Annotated in this window: 21 protein-coding genes; 17 read left to right on the top strand and 4 right to left on the bottom strand. The window is 33.6% G+C overall.

From position 1 onward, the window contains the following. Positions 1-7: 7 nt before the first annotated feature. From ACLBXA_RS05935 to ACLBXA_RS05915, 5 genes are read left to right on the top strand one after another with little or no spacing between them, the layout of a single operon-like run. On the top strand, positions 8-508 hold the full coding sequence (locus ACLBXA_RS05935; protein WP_057187477.1) for an HIT family protein: 501 nt from the start codon (positions 8-10) through the stop codon (positions 506-508). Further along, positions 486-1,316 carry a PP2C family serine/threonine-protein phosphatase gene (locus ACLBXA_RS05930; RefSeq protein WP_057187472.1) on the top strand — a complete coding sequence of 277 codons (831 nt, stop codon included), beginning with the start codon at positions 486-488 and terminating at the stop codon, positions 1,314-1,316. Before ACLBXA_RS05935 ends, ACLBXA_RS05930 begins: the two co-directional genes overlap by 23 nt. Before the next feature lie 23 nt (positions 1,317-1,339). Beyond that, entirely contained in the window at positions 1,340-1,705 is a 366-nt protein-coding gene (locus ACLBXA_RS05925; protein ID WP_447617141.1) for a DUF4181 domain-containing protein, read from the top strand. Positions 1,706-1,735: 30 nt separating this feature from the next. Next, positions 1,736-2,173, top strand: coding sequence for an NUDIX domain-containing protein (locus tag ACLBXA_RS05920; protein ID WP_000620904.1), 438 nt, complete (start codon positions 1,736-1,738; stop codon positions 2,171-2,173). A gap of 23 nt (positions 2,174-2,196) precedes the next feature. Then, entirely contained in the window at positions 2,197-2,580 is a 384-nt protein-coding gene (locus ACLBXA_RS05915; RefSeq protein WP_041488163.1) for a DUF4181 domain-containing protein, read from the top strand. A 105-nt stretch (positions 2,581-2,685) separates the two neighbouring features. Here ACLBXA_RS05915 and ACLBXA_RS05910 read toward each other — a convergent pair whose 3' ends face one another. After that, positions 2,686-3,195 carry a GrpB family protein gene (locus ACLBXA_RS05910; protein WP_000901210.1) on the bottom strand — a complete coding sequence of 170 codons (510 nt, stop codon included), beginning with the start codon at positions 3,193-3,195 and terminating at the stop codon, positions 2,686-2,688. A gap of 40 nt (positions 3,196-3,235) precedes the next feature. After that, entirely contained in the window at positions 3,236-4,081 is an 846-nt protein-coding gene (locus ACLBXA_RS05905) for an oxidoreductase (RefSeq protein ID WP_025989043.1), read from the bottom strand. A gap of 166 nt (positions 4,082-4,247) precedes the next feature. Here ACLBXA_RS05905 and ACLBXA_RS05900 point away from each other — a divergent pair, with 166 nt between their 5' ends. The 6 genes from ACLBXA_RS05900 to lpdA are packed head-to-tail and all read left to right on the top strand — an operon-like array spanning position 4,248 to position 9,569. Next, positions 4,248-4,727 (top strand): DinB family protein, encoded by a 480-nt coding sequence (locus ACLBXA_RS05900; RefSeq protein ID WP_071713672.1) that lies wholly within the window; start codon positions 4,248-4,250, stop codon positions 4,725-4,727. Beyond that, complete coding sequence (locus ACLBXA_RS05895; RefSeq protein WP_001045415.1) at positions 4,720-4,866, top strand: hypothetical protein; 147 nt, start codon at positions 4,720-4,722, stop codon at positions 4,864-4,866. The genes ACLBXA_RS05900 and ACLBXA_RS05895 overlap by 8 nt, the downstream gene beginning before the upstream one ends. Before the next feature lie 30 nt (positions 4,867-4,896). Then, positions 4,897-5,895, top strand: coding sequence for an acetoin:2,6-dichlorophenolindophenol oxidoreductase subunit alpha (gene acoA, locus ACLBXA_RS05890; protein WP_000921263.1), 999 nt, complete (start codon positions 4,897-4,899; stop codon positions 5,893-5,895). 17 nt (positions 5,896-5,912) lie between these two features. Next, positions 5,913-6,947 (top strand): acetoin:2,6-dichlorophenolindophenol oxidoreductase subunit beta, encoded by a 1,035-nt coding sequence (acoB, locus tag ACLBXA_RS05885; RefSeq protein ID WP_447617140.1) that lies wholly within the window; start codon positions 5,913-5,915, stop codon positions 6,945-6,947. A 27-nt stretch (positions 6,948-6,974) separates the two neighbouring features. After that, positions 6,975-8,174: a dihydrolipoamide acetyltransferase family protein gene (locus tag ACLBXA_RS05880; RefSeq protein ID WP_000257778.1), complete on the top strand. Its 1,200-nt coding sequence runs from the start codon at positions 6,975-6,977 to the stop codon at positions 8,172-8,174. 15 nt (positions 8,175-8,189) lie between these two features. Then, positions 8,190-9,569: a dihydrolipoyl dehydrogenase gene (lpdA, locus tag ACLBXA_RS05875; protein ID WP_072938713.1), complete on the top strand. Its 1,380-nt coding sequence runs from the start codon at positions 8,190-8,192 to the stop codon at positions 9,567-9,569. A 77-nt stretch (positions 9,570-9,646) separates the two neighbouring features. On the opposite strand, the gene ACLBXA_RS05870 is transcribed toward lpdA, so the two are convergent. Then, positions 9,647-10,243, bottom strand: coding sequence for a hypothetical protein (locus tag ACLBXA_RS05870; RefSeq protein ID WP_000914433.1), 597 nt, complete (start codon positions 10,241-10,243; stop codon positions 9,647-9,649). Positions 10,244-10,463: 220 nt separating this feature from the next. Between ACLBXA_RS05870 and ACLBXA_RS05865 the strand changes: the two genes are divergently transcribed. The 3 genes from ACLBXA_RS05865 (at position 10,464) to ACLBXA_RS05855 (ending at position 12,269) form a co-directional block, all read left to right on the top strand. Next, positions 10,464-11,087 carry a DUF4085 domain-containing protein gene (locus tag ACLBXA_RS05865; RefSeq protein ID WP_086390575.1) on the top strand — a complete coding sequence of 208 codons (624 nt, stop codon included), beginning with the start codon at positions 10,464-10,466 and terminating at the stop codon, positions 11,085-11,087. 85 nt (positions 11,088-11,172) lie between these two features. Next, a complete protein-coding gene (locus ACLBXA_RS05860; RefSeq protein ID WP_000877649.1) occupies positions 11,173-11,574 on the top strand; it encodes an Rrf2 family transcriptional regulator in 402 nt (133 codons plus the stop codon). A gap of 89 nt (positions 11,575-11,663) precedes the next feature. Beyond that, the gene (locus ACLBXA_RS05855) at positions 11,664-12,269 is read left to right on the top strand and encodes a class I SAM-dependent methyltransferase (protein WP_139213298.1); all 606 of its coding nucleotides are present in this window, start codon (positions 11,664-11,666) and stop codon (positions 12,267-12,269) included. A 61-nt stretch (positions 12,270-12,330) separates the two neighbouring features. Here the strand turns inward: ACLBXA_RS05855 and ACLBXA_RS05850 are convergent, their stop codons facing one another. Further along, entirely contained in the window at positions 12,331-12,828 is a 498-nt protein-coding gene (locus ACLBXA_RS05850) for a hypothetical protein (protein WP_000838465.1), read from the bottom strand. 250 nt (positions 12,829-13,078) lie between these two features. Between ACLBXA_RS05850 and ACLBXA_RS05845 the strand changes: the two genes are divergently transcribed. The 3 genes from ACLBXA_RS05845 to ACLBXA_RS05835 are packed head-to-tail and all read left to right on the top strand — an operon-like array spanning position 13,079 to position 14,768. Then, entirely contained in the window at positions 13,079-13,864 is a 786-nt protein-coding gene (locus ACLBXA_RS05845; RefSeq protein WP_447617139.1) for a DeoR/GlpR family DNA-binding transcription regulator, read from the top strand. Further along, the gene (locus ACLBXA_RS05840; protein ID WP_000635672.1) at positions 13,861-14,457 is read left to right on the top strand and encodes a GNAT family N-acetyltransferase; all 597 of its coding nucleotides are present in this window, start codon (positions 13,861-13,863) and stop codon (positions 14,455-14,457) included. The genes ACLBXA_RS05845 and ACLBXA_RS05840 overlap by 4 nt, the downstream gene beginning before the upstream one ends. Further along, on the top strand, positions 14,430-14,768 hold the full coding sequence (locus ACLBXA_RS05835) for an NIPSNAP family protein (RefSeq protein WP_065228953.1): 339 nt from the start codon (positions 14,430-14,432) through the stop codon (positions 14,766-14,768). Before ACLBXA_RS05840 ends, ACLBXA_RS05835 begins: the two co-directional genes overlap by 28 nt. The last annotated feature ends 48 nt before the right edge of the window (positions 14,769-14,816 follow it).

Raw genomic sequence — 14,816 nt, 5'->3', positions numbered from 1 at the left:
ATTATATATGAAAAGGATGGTGATGGATATGTCAACAAACAATCAAGTAGAACAAAACTGCTTCATTTGCGAAAAACATAAAGGAAATATTATAGTTCCAGGTGGAGCTATTTACGAAGATGAACTCGTTTACGTTGGACATGTCTACTGGGATAGTGAAGAAACATACCTAGGTTATGTAATGATAGATATAAAAAGACATGTACCTGGCCTTGCTGAACTAACAGATGAAGAAGCGAAAGCGTTAGGACTTATAACAAGTAGAGTAAGTAAAGCGCTAAAAGAAAGCGAAGGTGCAGAGCATATTTACACTTTTGTTTCAGGAAATGGTGTACCACATATGCATATGCACATTATTCCACGTTATCCCAATACACCAAAAGAATTTTGGTCACCAACCGAAGTAGCGAAATGGACTGGTGCACCATATGGTGATGAAGAGAAAATAAAAAAACTATGCGAAAGAATACGTAAGTATATGGTAAATGAGTATGCATACAACAAATAATACACAATATTCATGGGTTGGAAATATAGAAATGTGTTTAGGAGAAATTTCAGTTAAGCAATATGGTGATATTGTACTTGGTAAATATGGCGGGAATATAAGTGCTGGAGCGAAAAAGAATGAAGATGGTGCGTTAGTTTGGTCGAATGATGATTGGGAGTTTACAGCTATTTTAGATGGACATAATAGTGCGGAAAGTGTTGATTTAGTAGTAAATACAATCGAAAAAGAATATGAAAATATAAGAATAATTTTGAATGAACCAATTGATACAGTATTTCGATCTGTTGAAAATCATATACTTTCAATTTTTCAATCCTCTTCATTTAAAGAAAAATGCCAAAGAATTAAAGGTGAAACAGCTTGCTTACTATGTGTAAGAAAAGAAAATTATATATGGTGGCTTTCTATTGGTGATTGTTTAGTGTATGTATTTCATGAAGAGTTACATAAGTTAGGGCAATATGCATTAAATCAACGTCATTTTTACGAATGGATTGGAAATGTAAACACATTTGATTTACCTGTTCCTTGCTATTCATCAGGTATTCGTGAATTACGTACTGGAAAGAACCGAATTGTAATGGTGACAGATGGGGTATTAGAATGCGGGGAACGCCGATATGAAACGCCATTAAATCTGTATAATAATATGAATAGAAATAATATTAAACTTAAAGAAAATGTTCACAATGTTTTAGAACATGTTCATCATCAATTCGGACGAGATAGTGCGACCATTATTAGTTGGGATGTTGAAAATAAAGATAATGCTACGTATCCGAGTGATCAGCCGGAGAAAAGGTAAAGGAGGAGGCCTTTCTGTTTCTTTTGAAACTAATTGTCTTATTGTTATGGATTATAATTTTAATTTTTTTAGAAAAAATCGTGAGGAAGAAGTTAAATATACCGAGACAAACAGGATGGAATAGTAAATATGTCAGTCAATCACATAAATGGGGACAATGGATCATCATTATTTCTTATGTAGTACTTATGATGATAGGTTCAATTTGGAATCCAATATACATGACTTATATACCAATTTTCTTTTTTATGACGTTGTACATTTTTCAAGGATATATGCAGTGGAAATATGATAGGAAAGCAAAAGAATATATTATTTCGTTTGGAATTGTTCCGTTATTAATAATTACAGGTATTATTTTGAATGTATTCTATAATACGTATTGGTGATGGATGGTCATACAAATAAAGGGTGAGAAAATGATAAGACCACATTTACGGGCTGAAGTAATGATTGTAAACGACGAACATTCAAAAGTACTAGTACAATGTGATGAAAACGAATCATTTTATCGTTTTCCAGGTGGCTCTATTGAATTTGGTGAAACGTCAAAAGAAGCAATAATTCGAGAGTTAATAGAAGAATACGATTTGAAAGTTCATGTTCAAGAGTTAGCAATTGTAAATGAACACATTTTTGAGTGGGACAACGAAAAAGGTCATCATTGTACATTGATATATTGGGGGACTGTTGAAAAAATCATTACAAATGAAATAAGGCATAAAGAGCATGAGGATATTATATTAATTTGGAAAAGTCTAGAGGAATTACAGGAGAAGCCGACATATCCTGAAGGAATCATAAGTTATTTAGAAGGGGATAACCGTAATATAGTCCAATTTATTTCAAGTAATTAAATGAAATAATAGGATGGGTGAAAATAGGAGCTTCTACTTTTTGGATTATAACTATTGTTTTTTGTATAGCTGTCTATTTTCTCGATAAGTTTTTAAGAAAAAAATTGAATATGCCCAAGGGTGGTTTTTGGGGATATAAGAAACATGTAAATAGTTTACATAAAAAATTGGAAATAGGACTACTTTTTATTTATTTAATAACTAGCTTTATGTTTATCTTTAAATTCGAAAGTGTTAATATTGCTTATGTCATTTTTACTTATTTAGGTGGGAAGTTAATCTTAAGAGCATTGATGGAATGGAAGTATGATAGAGAGTCGAAAGAATATATATTTTCGGTAATTGGGGTATTCACGTTTATTTTTATGACTTCGATACTATTTTACTTCTTTCCACCTGCTGTATAATAAAAAAATTGATAGTATAAATAATAAGATAACTAACGAATAAGAAACCATTTACTTAGGAATAAACGGTTTCTTATTCTGTGTATGAAATTCTGTCTTTTTCATTCAATCATTTATTTTAGCTAGTATGAATGTAATGAAATTTGTTTTGTCCTCCGCATACTTATGTTTATCAGTAGGATTAGCTTGTGAAAGTTGAATTTTTAATTGTTCATACTGTATACGAGATGTTTTATTGTCTATTAAGTAATCTCGAAATTGTAATTGTTCTATTAAATATTTATTTCCTTGTTCATACATATGAATTTGATGAGTTCGTGGCTCTCCTTTATTAAAATAGTATCTTTCAGGCAATACATCTTTTCTGTATTTATAATTTAGTAGTTCCAACTTTGCGATACATTGTATGCCAACTGCATTATCTTTTAGTTCTATTGCTATATCAATAATTGGCTTTGCACTTAAATATGGAATAGAAGTACTACCAATATGGTGTATCGCTAAAATATGTTCGCCAATTTGTTCCTCAATGATTTGTTTCTCTTTCATAAACTCAATTTCCCATTCTTCAGTCCACGGCACTAAAAACACTTTCCCATACGGTAAACCTAACATTTAATTAGCACCTCTTTCAAAATAGTTTTCAAAAAGTTTATTACATCTTCTTAAAGCTTCTCAAAACAAGGTGTTCCCACAATCTCCAAGGAAGAATCTTCTTCGTAAAGATCATAAATTTTACACCTTTTCCAATAGGATATCGTAAAGTAGTACGCTTTGTTTCAGCAATTTCAACGATTTTATTAGCAACATCTATCGGATTACCAAATGTATCACTACCGCTATTAATATGTTTTTGTATTTTATCCATATATTCTTTGTAAGGAGATGTTGTATCAGATTGGTTTTCAGCTAGTTGTTTACCAACCTCCCATATATTTGTGTTGTAAGAACCAGGTTCAATTAAAGCGACATCTATTCCGAAAGGTTTTACTTCTAAGCGAAGCGATTCACTCCAGCCTTCTAATGCATATTTTGAAGATACATAAGGAGATAAACCAGGAAATCCAACTTGGCCGCTAATGCTGCTTATATTAATGATTTTTCCACTTCTTTGTTTTCTCATATACGGTAAGACAAGCTGGGTAATTGATATAGCTCCAAATAGGTTCGTTTCAAATTGTTTACGGTATTCCTCTACTGGAATTTCTTCTACAAAGCCGCCATTTGCATATCCTGCATTATTAACAAGTAGGTCAACTTTTTGTATTTCTTTTAAAAATAATTGGAAGTTATGTATAGAGTTTTGATCGGTTACATCTAATTGTTGAATTTTTATGTTTTGTTGTAAGTTGAGTTGAGTAGCTTGAGATAGTAAGTTCACTTGTTTTTCAAGGTTCCGCATTGTAGCAATAACTAAATAATCTTTTTTTGCGAGTTCGAGTGTAGTTAATAGTCCAAATCCACTTGAGGCTCCAGTAATTATTGCGATTTTTTTATTCATTTTTCGCCAGCTTTCTTTTTCTTTTATCATAACGAGTTATGATAAGAAAATCTATTATTCTTACATTTAGTATGAAATCAATTTGTATGTAAAAAAAGGGGATTATAGGGAATCAGCGTATATAGAGTAGTGTATATTAATATGATAATGAAATGAGGGAAGAAAAATGGTCCATGTAAAAGCTGTATTAGCGGATCAGTTATTAGCAAATGCAAATGATCCCAGTTGGTATATGCCATTTTCAGATGCAGTTAAGGGTTTGTCTGAGAGGGAAGCTTTCTGGAAACCGAATGAAGAGAGTAATAGTATAGCTGAAATCGTACAACATTTACTGTATTGGAACTCTACGTGGCAAACTAGGTATAAAGAATCAAATGTGAATGCAGTACCCGCTATAGGAGATAATAACAAAAGTTTTATGCTCTCAGATAATCAAACTTTCGATGAATTACGGGAAAAACTACTAGAAAAACTGTTACAATGGCAAAATCTCATAAATGAAGAAAAGGTTGAAAGTGATGTAGTGGGATTTCCTGTTTCTGCAAAGTGGTGGGAAGTGCTAGCGAATGTAACAACTCATAATGCATATCATATTGGTCAAATTATTTACATCCGAAAATTACAGAAGAGCTTTGATAATGAATAAAGTAACAATTCTCTTATTAAGGGAACAAAGGTGGACAAAACGAGACAAACGTCTCATTTTGTCCACTTTTTTATTGTTAAAAGATAGAGAAAACCTATTAAAACAAGGATTCGAAATTGGCACAATACTTGCAATATAAAAGACGAACAAGAAAATAGGAGGGCTGGACATGTTAAAAACAACTGAAAGTAAAGGGAATGAAATTACGAAAGAACAAGCTCATTGGATGTACGAAAAAATGTTAGAAATTCGTAAGTTTGAAGATAAGGTGCATGAATTGTTCGCGCAAGGCGTTTTGCCAGGTTTCGTTCATTTATACGCAGGTGAAGAAGCGGTAGCAGTTGGTGTATGTGCCCACTTAACGGATAGTGACAGTATTACAAGTACACATAGAGGTCATGGACATTGTATCGCAAAAGGTTGTGATTTAAATGGTATGATGGCTGAACTTTTCGGGAAAGCGACAGGATTATGTAAAGGTAAAGGCGGTTCCATGCATATTGCCGATTTAGATAAAGGAATGCTTGGTGCGAATGGCATTGTAGGCGGGGGTTTCCCACTTGCTTGCGGTTCAGCATTAACAGCTAAATATAAAGGAACAAAAGATGTAAGTGTTTGCTTCTTCGGTGACGGAGCAAATAATGAAGGAACATTCCATGAAGGGGTTAATTTAGCGGCGATTTGGAAGTTACCAGTTATTTTTATTGCAGAAAATAACGGTTACGGTGAAGCAACTACATTTGAATATGCTTCAAGTTGTGATTCTATCGCTGATCGCGCAAAAGCTTATAATATTCCAGGTGTTCAAGTAGATGGAAAAGATCTTCTAGCTGTATATAAAGCTGCTGCAGAAGCAGTTGAACGTGCGCGTAATGGTGATGGTCCAACAATTATTGAATGTATGACATATCGTAATTATGGTCATTTCGAAGGTGAAGCGCAAACATATAAAACATCAGAAGAAAAAGAAGAACATTTAAACGAAAAAGATGCAATTGTGAATTTCCGTAAGCATTTAATTCATGAAGGTTTATTAACAGAATCTGAACTTGTTGATATGGAAAAAGCAGTAGATGATGCAGTACAAAGATCCATTGAATTTAGTGAAAATAGTCCATACCCAGAGGATGAAGAATTATTAAAAGATGTATACGTTTCTTACAAATAAGAGGAGGGTGAAAAATTATGACTAGAACAGTAAGTATGTCAACTGCAATTAATGAAGCGATGAAAATCTCAATGCGTCGTGATGAAAATGTAATTTTAATAGGTGAAGACGTTGCAGGTGGTGCACAAGTTGATCACCTGCAAGATGATGAAGCATGGGGCGGTGTACTCGGTGTTACAAAAGGACTTGTACAAGAATTTGGACGAAATCGTATTTTAGATACACCAATTTCTGAAGCGGGTTATATGGGAGCGGCGATGGCAGCTGCGGCAACAGGATTACGTCCGATTGCTGAATTAATGTTTAATGATTTCATCGGCAGTTGTCTTGATCAAGTATTAAACCAAGGTGCAAAATTCCGCTATATGTTCGGTGGTAAAGCGAAAGTACCCGTTACAGTACGTACGATGCATGGCGCTGGTTTTAGTGCAGCAGCTCAACATTCACAAAGTTTGTACGCATTATTTACGAGCATACCAGGTATTAAAGTTGTTGTTCCTTCCACACCGTATGATGCAAAAGGCTTATTATTAGCGGCAATTGAAGATGATGATCCAGTAATCTTCTTTGAGGATAAAACACTTTACAATATGAAAAGTGAAGTGCCAGAAGGATACTATACAATTCCATTAGGAAAAGCAGATATTAAACGGGAAGGTTCTGATGTAACAATTGTCGCAATCGGAAAGCAAGTTCATACAGCGCTTGCAGCTGCAAAGCAATTATCGAAAAAGGGGCTTGAAGTAGAAGTAATTGATCCACGATCTTTATCACCACTTGATGAAGATACTATTTTATCATCTGTTGAAAAAACAAATCGTCTTATCGTCATTGACGAAGCGAATCCTAGATGTAGTATTGCAACAGATATTGCGGCAATTGTAGCGGATAAAGGTTTTGATTTGTTAGATGCACCTATTAAACGAATTACAGCACCACATACACCTGTTCCGTTCTCACCACCACTTGAAAAGTTGTATTTGCCAACGCCAGAAAAAGTAATTGAAACTGTATCAGAAATGATCGGAGACCAATCTTTATTACATGTGTAATAAAACGATGAGAAGGGAGAGAGAGACATGGCTGTAGAAGTTGTAATGCCGAAGTTAGGTATGGCGATGAAAGAAGGTATTATTACGAGCTGGAATATTAAAGCAGGCGATAATGTAGCAAAAGGAGAACTAATTGCTAGTATTAATTCAGAAAAAATTGAAACGGAAATTGAAGCGCCAGCTGATGGTACGGTACTTGATATAGCTGTAAGTGAAGATGAAGGAGTGCCGCCTGGTACTGTAATTTGCTACATCGGTAAACCGAATGAAAAGGTAGAAATGCAGGAAAGCACACATGTTGTAGAAGAAAAAACATCTAATATAGAAGTACAAAATGTACAAAATCAAGAAGCAAATGGGAAAGAAGTATCGAAGCAAAGAATTAAAATTTCACCTGTAGCCAAGAAAATTGCAAAGTCTGAAAATCTGAATATCAAGGCATTAGTTGGTACAGGTCCTGGCGGAAGGATTACAAAGGCAGATGTATTAAAAGCACTTGAGGTAAGAGTAAACGTTCCGGAAATATCTGAACGAGAAGAAAGTAAAGCGATTCCTGTTACTGGTATGCGTAAAGCAATCGCAAATCGTATGCACGCAAGCTTACAAAATAGCGCACAATTAACGTTAACGATGAAAGTAGATGTAACAGATTTAGTTGCTTTACATAAAGAAATAGCGGAAGTTGTACAAAAAAGATACGATAATAAATTAACTATTACGGATTTCGTCTCGCATGCTGTTGTATTAGCACTTGGAGAGCATAAAGAAATGAACAGCGCTTATATAGATGATGCAATTCATCAATTTGAACATGTGCATTTAGGCATGGCAGTCGCATTAGAAAAAGGGTTAGTCGTTCCAGCTATTCGCTTTGCAAATAATTTATCTTTAGTAGAGTTGTCTAAAGAGATTAAGAATGTGGCACAAAAGGCACGAGCAGGTAGCTTAAGTAGTGATGATATGCACGGAACGACATTTACAATTAGTAATTTAGGTAGCTTTGGTATTGAATATTTCACACCGGTATTAAATACACCTGAAACTGGTATTTTAGGTGTAGGTGCAATTGAACATGTTCCTGTATTTAAAGGGAAAAAATTAAGAAAAGGAAGTATGTTACCTTTAAGTTTAACATTCGATCATCGTGTATTAGACGGTGCACCAGCAGCTGCATTTTTACGCACAATTAAACATTATTTAGAAGAACCTATAACAATTCTTTTATAAAGAGAAGGTGAGAGAATGAGTAAATTAGTTGTTATTGGGGGCGGACCTGCTGGCTATGTAGCAGCAATTACCGCGGCTCAAAATGGCAAAGATGTCACTCTTATTGATGAAGCTGACCTTGGCGGAACATGTTTAAATGTTGGGTGTATGCCGACGAAATCACTGTTAGAAAGTGCTGAAGTACATGACATTGTGAGAAAAGCGAATGATTATGGGGTTACGCTTAATACAGGAAGTATATCAATTGATTGGGATCAAATACAGGCGAGGAAATCACAAATCGTAATGCAACTCGTCCAAGGAATACAATATTTAATGAAGAAAAATAAAATTAAAGTTGTAAAAGGAACAGCGAAATTCGAAACGGATCATCGTATGCGAGTTGTACAAGGAAATAAAGAAGAAGTAGTTGATGGAGAGAGCTTTATTATCGCAGCTGGTTCCGAACCTACAGAATTACCATTCGCTCCGTTTGATGGAAAATGGATTTTAAATAGTAGCCATGCCATGTCTCTTGAGAGTGTACCATCTTCATTGTTAATCGTTGGTGGTGGTGTAATAGGATGCGAGTTTGCAAGCATTTATAGTAGACTTGGCACAAAAGTATCGATAGTTGAAATGGCACCGCAATTAATACCTGGTGAAGATGAAGATATCGCGAATACTTTAAGAGAGAAATTAGAAAAAGATGGGGTGAAAATTTTTACGGGAGCAGTTTTAAAAGGTTTAAATAACTATAAGAAGCAAGCTTCATTTGAATACGAGGGAATTACTCACGAAGTAACTCCAGAATTTGTTCTTGTTTCTGTAGGAAGAAAACCACGAGTGCAACAATTAGGATTAGAAAAGGCAGGGGTTCAGTTTTCAAATAAAGGGATTGCTGTGAATGAACATATGCAAACGAACGTATCGCATATTTACGCAGCTGGTGATGTGATCGGTGGAATTCAGCTTGCTCACGTTGCCTTCCATGAAGGAACGACAGCAGCATTACACGCAAGCGGAGAAGACGTGAAAGTAAATTATCACGCTGTGCCCCGTTGTATATACACAGCTCCAGAAATAGCTAGTGTCGGGTTAAGTGAAAAAGGTGCAAGAGAACAATATGGTGATATTCTCATCGGAGAATTTCCTTTTACAGCGAACGGAAAAGCTCTTATTTTAGGAGAACAAGTAGGTAAAGTAAAAGTCATTGTAGAACCTAAATACCAAGAAATTGTAGGGATTTCTATTATCGGTCCTCATGCAACTGAACTTATTGGTCAAGGAACCATAATGATTCATACAGAAGTTACCGCTGATATAATGAGAGATTATATTGCAGCACACCCTACTTTATCAGAAGCAATTCATGAAGCGTTAATGCAAGCGGTAGGACATGCTGTACATGCTTAAATGGAAATATAATAAACCACTATTCTCTAAACAAATAAGAGAATAGTGGTTTGATTTTTTATTAATAGAATATCTTATTATTTTTTAATTTCAATCGCTGAAGTAATATCGTTCCAATCAGGAGCTAAATTAGCAGTTTTACCATACCAATCAGCGTGTTTAAATATAACACCTTTTCCATATCCTTGTGTTGAAGTGTGCTCCCAAAGTGTCGTTGAATAACTTGCAGAAGGTGAGGCTGTACTTACAGAAGAAATTCTGTCATTCCAGCTAGATGGTAAGTTTTTAAAGCCGCTGCTCCAGTAAATATATTGACCACCTTTATCTTTATGTTCGTAAAAATCAGTACTACCAGCACCGCTACCTAAAGGATTAATATTATTTTTAATTGCTTTTTTATCCTTTGCAATATACGCATCCAATGTTTCACGGCTAGTAAAACCATAAGCTAGCCAATCTCCATTTTCATTTTGCTCTGGTAATACCATAGTAATTTGGATATCTTTCTTATCCTGATCACTTAATTTTGCAAATGAATTAACATTTTGTTCATCCACTTTTAAATAATCAAATGACTTAATTGTGTTACTTTTTTCCTCAGCACTTACTGCACCTAGTCCTCCAGTTAATGCAAAACCAGCTACTAATGTCCCTGCTACTAATTTCTTCAACATATAACCATCCCTTTTTGTTTGAATTTTTGTACAGGTGAATCTTGTACAGCTAAAATGTATTCTAATTTTATACTTTTGTAAATATTCTGAAGTTTTAGAAATAATAGGCGGAATATTTACATTTTTACATTATTTCTTTAGAAAAAATGGTTATTGGAATGATATAATAAGTGGATGTATTGCTTTTACTGGATGTAAAGATATTTTAGGAGAGGTGTCATTGAAATATTTTACAAGAGAATGGTATAAAAAAATGCAAGTTTTAGAATTTGTAAGTTTTATAGAGTCTATAAAAGAATGGTCGGAAATGGATATACAAAGTTTAAAGGAAGAAATAGAGGAAAGGAAAATAGATTTATTAAAATTCCTTCCTGAATCGATATACTCAATTATACAAAACATAACAATTAATTCAGAATATCCATCAGGTGAACTGAAAAAACTTATGCAAGAGTGGACAACAGATTATGAGAAAAGAATGGCACAATTAGATCAATCATACGTAGAATATTTTAATTCCATTGAGAAAAAACTTCCGTCAAATGTCGCTCAGTTACACAAGACATCACTACACGATAGTGTAATTAAAGTAATAAAGAGAGAATCAGAAGATACTTTGTCTATCGTATTAGATTGCAGTGGTACTTTTAGTGAATTTGATAAACTTGAAGTAACCTTTATAGGAGTAACAAAGTGTTCTATGCAGGAAAACTTTGACAGTTCTTGGTGGCTATATCATGAAATAGCTCTTACTGAAGATGGTTTTGAACTAGGTGTTTTATTTGACTCTCCATTTAGAGAAGTGACGATTTGCGCAGCAGATGTATTACTTGTGAAGAAATAATGTTGTATGGAGTATTACAAACGTTTGACATAATAAAAAAATAAAGTTATTGTAGATACATGAAGTCTACAATAGGAGCTGTACTATGAAATATTCTAAAGCTACAAATTATGCTCTTCATACAATGCTTTTTCTGGCAAAGGCCACACCAAATAAGTTAGTTAGTGTTCACCAATTAGCAGAAATGCAAAATGTTTCACCAACGTACTTGTCTAAAATACTAACTAAGTTGACGAAGGAAGGGATGATACACTCATCATCTGGTCCAAAGGGCGGTTACTCGCTTAGTAAGAATTGGGAAGATATTTCATTTTTAGATATTATACATGCAATTGAAGGCAAAACATCATTGTTTGACTGTTGTTTACATGACAAACCTGGATGTTTAATTAATGAGGCAATGCTCGCAGCAGAAGAGAAAATGGAAGAAGAGTTAAGAAATCAAAAAATCGTAGATCTTGCGAAAAAAATAAAAGTGGATTTTTAATCTGCTTTTATTTTTAAATTAATTAAGGATAAAAAGGCTCTTTAATATCTTTAATTGTAGTTAGAAAATGATATGAAGAAGGAGAGAAGATGATGAATAATTTTTGGAATGATCGATATAAATCAGATGAATATTTTTACGGGGAAGAACCTAATACATTTATTAAAGAACAAGCATTTCGTTTAGCAAATCACAATAAAGTAATAGCATTTGCGGAGGGAGAAGGTAGAAATGCTGTATTTCTAGCAAGACAAGGGAACGAAGTAACAGCTATTGATTATTCGGAAGATGGATTAGAAAAGACAAAAAAATTGGCAGAGAAGCATAACGTAAACGTGCATACAAAAAAAGTAGATTTATTAGCTGATAGTTTGCCAGAAAATGAATATGATGCGGCAATTATGGTATTTGGACATTTTCATGATGATTATAAAAAAATGATATTAGATAAAATGATACAAACGATAAAACCTGGTGGATTAATTATGTTTGAAGTTTACTCAAAAAAACAAATAAACTATAGTACTGGTGGACCAAAAGATGTTGATATGCTGTATAATCCAATTGATATCCTTACTTGGTGTGAAGAACATAAGGTAATTCATTTCTTTAATGGAGAACAAGAGCGAGTTGAAGGGAAAGGGCACACTGGTTTAGCTGATGTTATTCAAGTTGTTATTAGAAAATTAATATAAGTGTTAATGAAAGTGTTAAATGTATAAATGTAAAAAGACCAGTCGTATAAGACTGGTCTTTCTATTTAGATACTAAATTATCAAGCTTCCAATATGTATTTGTTAACGGCGCAGCTTTGCTATCTATGTATAAATACATATTATTTAAATCTTTTGGTGAAGTTTTCAGTTCAAACACAATGTCAGTAGTTAAAGAGAATTCGTGTGGAACATTTTTATAGTGCTCGTCATCTATCGGATGAGCTTCACCTTCATATTTCTCACCAGTTTTTTCATCTTGTATGAAATATTTTATTTCCGAAAGATCAATAGTTTGTCCATCGTCTCGAACATTATTAATCATAACACGAGTAGTAAGGCGCCGCTCTTTGTCTATTTTTTCAAACTTTGCATTCTCAACTGTCGCTCTATAGTATTCATTTTTAACTATTTCTCCATAGTGCATTGCATTCTTTTCGAGAGCGCTCTTTTCTTGTTTTGATGTAGTATTGCTATTACATCCTGTTAATATTCCAGTAAATAATAATGCTGTACATGTCGTTTTGATTAATGATTTCATAGTAATCCCTTTCTGTATTAAAAAGTAAAACATAGGAATAATTTTACATTAATAGGAAGGTAAATGGAAGTATCTTTGCGTAATATACAGATATACATTTATTTGGTTGTCAAGTTAACAGGATAGAAAGAGGGAGAAGACTGTATAAAACGGAATAAATAAGAATTGAAAATATTGTAAAACGGAAGAGGCATGCATATAATTAAAATAAAGTTTAAGTTTCTGAACCTTCAATAACGGTGGTGATAACATGTTTACTGAAGAACGTCGAGAGAAAATTTTAGAACTACTTAATACAGATGGAAGAGTAATAGCAAAGGATCTTGCGGAAAGATTTGATATGTCTATTGATTCTATAAGAAGAGATTTGTCTATTATGGAAAAGGATGGTTTATTAAAAAGAACGCACGGAGGTGCAATTGAACTTACGCGAGTGAGAAACTTAGCTGCGGAACCAACTAAACGTTATAGTGATAGCTCAATATATGAGGACACAATTGCAAGAGTTGCGGTATCTTATATACAAGAAGGTGATTCAATTTTTATTGGTGGGGCTTCCGTTCATAATGCGATGCTGAAATATTTATCGGAAGTATCATTTACGGTTATTACGAATTCTATAGAAATAGCTGGTTATCTACGAGAATATAAGAATATTGATACGTATTTAATTGGCGGAAAAGTAAAACCTTCAGGGAATATTACTGATACACTTGCCTCTGAATTGATAAGTAGATTTTCTATTGATCTGTATTTCTCTACAGGTGGAGGCATTTCATTACAAGGTATTAGTACCGCAACACCTGAAGTTGCTTATTTTAGTAAAAGAGTAAGTGAAATTGCTAGAAGAAATATTTGTTTAGTTCCGCATAATAAACTTGGAATAGATTGTTTTATAAGAGGAGAGTCTCTAAAAGAAATTAACCTTATTATAACTGACGAAGAGGCTAGTAAAGAAACTGTTCAGGAATTTGAGAAACAAGGTAAACAAGTTGTAATAGCGCCATTATATTCATTTGAAAGGAGTTTGACATGATTGTAAAAGAGCAAGAGTTTCATATAAATGGATTAACTTATACAATTCGTTCTGCAGCTGAGAAAGATGCTGACCAGTTATCGAAAATTAGAGTTCAGATTGATGGAGAAACTGAAAATATGGATAGAGATGCTGGAGAGGGATTTATAGATAATCTAGGATTTCAAAAAATAATAAAAACAGATAGTGAAGAGACGAAGAATCTCTTTTTAGTTGCAGAAGTGCACAATCGAATCGTTGGATTTTCAAGGTGTGAAGGATCAAATTTTAAGAGATTATCTCATAAAGTGGAGTTTGGCGTTTGCATTTTAAAAGAGTTTTGGGGATATAAAATGGGTAAGAGCCTATTACAACAATCTATTAAATGGGCTGACGAAAATGCAGTAAATAAAATATCTTTACAAGTATTAGAGACAAACGAGAAAGCTATTCATCTTTATAAAAAATTAGGTTTTGAAGTAGAAGGCGTTTTGAAAAATGACAAAAGACTATCGGACGGAAAGTATTATAATACGGTAGTGATGGGAAGGTTTACTGATACTTTTCATAAAAGAGGTGAAGAAGTATGTTTTACAGAAGGAAGTACTATGTAGTGAAAAATGAATTCATAGAAGTATTTAATGATTATTTCAATAACACGAACTTACCTAATCAATTAAAGCATGGTTCTAAGCTAATAGGACGCTGGGTGAAAGATAATAAGAATGGTACGTCTGAAGTATTTGCCATATGGGAATATGATAGTTATGAACAGTATAAAGAAATAGAATCGAAAATTAGAAGTGACGAGAGGCATATTAGAAGAATACATGAATGGTATGAAAACCATGGCGGGAAAGAATATGTTTTACAGGAGTACATAGTAGAGATGAAAAATGAAGAGTTAGTATGTACTGTAAAGTAATAGAGGGGTGAGGGATAATAGGAATGAAAACAAAATTATATTTTAGTT

This window comes from Bacillus sp. D48C (genome assembly GCF_053345735.1).
Note: the sequence above shows the minus strand (reverse complement) of the source record. Positions and strands in the feature narration are given on the sequence as shown.

What these genes read in the sequence shown, in the direction of transcription:
- ACLBXA_RS05845 (WP_447617139.1), top strand. Translation starts at nt 13,079, where the DNA reads ATGTTTACTGAAGAACGTCGAGAGAAAATTTTAGAACTACTTAATACA.
- ACLBXA_RS05850 (WP_000838465.1), bottom strand. Translation starts at nt 12,828, where the DNA reads ATGAAATCATTAATCAAAACGACATGTACAGCATTATTATTTACTGGA.
- ACLBXA_RS05895 (WP_001045415.1), top strand. Translation starts at nt 4,720, where the DNA reads ATGAATAAAGTAACAATTCTCTTATTAAGGGAACAAAGGTGGACAAAA.
- ACLBXA_RS05880 (WP_000257778.1), top strand. Translation starts at nt 6,975, where the DNA reads ATGGCTGTAGAAGTTGTAATGCCGAAGTTAGGTATGGCGATGAAAGAA.
- ACLBXA_RS05840 (WP_000635672.1), top strand. Translation starts at nt 13,861, where the DNA reads ATGATTGTAAAAGAGCAAGAGTTTCATATAAATGGATTAACTTATACA.
- ACLBXA_RS05930 (WP_057187472.1), top strand. Translation starts at nt 486, where the DNA reads ATGAGTATGCATACAACAAATAATACACAATATTCATGGGTTGGAAAT.
- ACLBXA_RS05935 (WP_057187477.1), top strand. Translation starts at nt 8, where the DNA reads ATGAAAAGGATGGTGATGGATATGTCAACAAACAATCAAGTAGAACAA.
- lpdA (WP_072938713.1), top strand. Translation starts at nt 8,190, where the DNA reads ATGAGTAAATTAGTTGTTATTGGGGGCGGACCTGCTGGCTATGTAGCA.
- ACLBXA_RS05920 (WP_000620904.1), top strand. Translation starts at nt 1,736, where the DNA reads ATGATAAGACCACATTTACGGGCTGAAGTAATGATTGTAAACGACGAA.
- ACLBXA_RS05870 (WP_000914433.1), bottom strand. Translation starts at nt 10,243, where the DNA reads ATGTTGAAGAAATTAGTAGCAGGGACATTAGTAGCTGGTTTTGCATTA.
- acoA (WP_000921263.1), top strand. Translation starts at nt 4,897, where the DNA reads ATGTTAAAAACAACTGAAAGTAAAGGGAATGAAATTACGAAAGAACAA.
- acoB (WP_447617140.1), top strand. Translation starts at nt 5,913, where the DNA reads ATGACTAGAACAGTAAGTATGTCAACTGCAATTAATGAAGCGATGAAA.
- ACLBXA_RS05855 (WP_139213298.1), top strand. Translation starts at nt 11,664, where the DNA reads ATGATGAATAATTTTTGGAATGATCGATATAAATCAGATGAATATTTT.
- ACLBXA_RS05910 (WP_000901210.1), bottom strand. Translation starts at nt 3,195, where the DNA reads ATGTTAGGTTTACCGTATGGGAAAGTGTTTTTAGTGCCGTGGACTGAA.
- ACLBXA_RS05900 (WP_071713672.1), top strand. Translation starts at nt 4,248, where the DNA reads ATGGTCCATGTAAAAGCTGTATTAGCGGATCAGTTATTAGCAAATGCA.
- ACLBXA_RS05835 (WP_065228953.1), top strand. Translation starts at nt 14,430, where the DNA reads ATGTTTTACAGAAGGAAGTACTATGTAGTGAAAAATGAATTCATAGAA.
- ACLBXA_RS05905 (WP_025989043.1), bottom strand. Translation starts at nt 4,081, where the DNA reads ATGAATAAAAAAATCGCAATAATTACTGGAGCCTCAAGTGGATTTGGA.
- ACLBXA_RS05860 (WP_000877649.1), top strand. Translation starts at nt 11,173, where the DNA reads ATGAAATATTCTAAAGCTACAAATTATGCTCTTCATACAATGCTTTTT.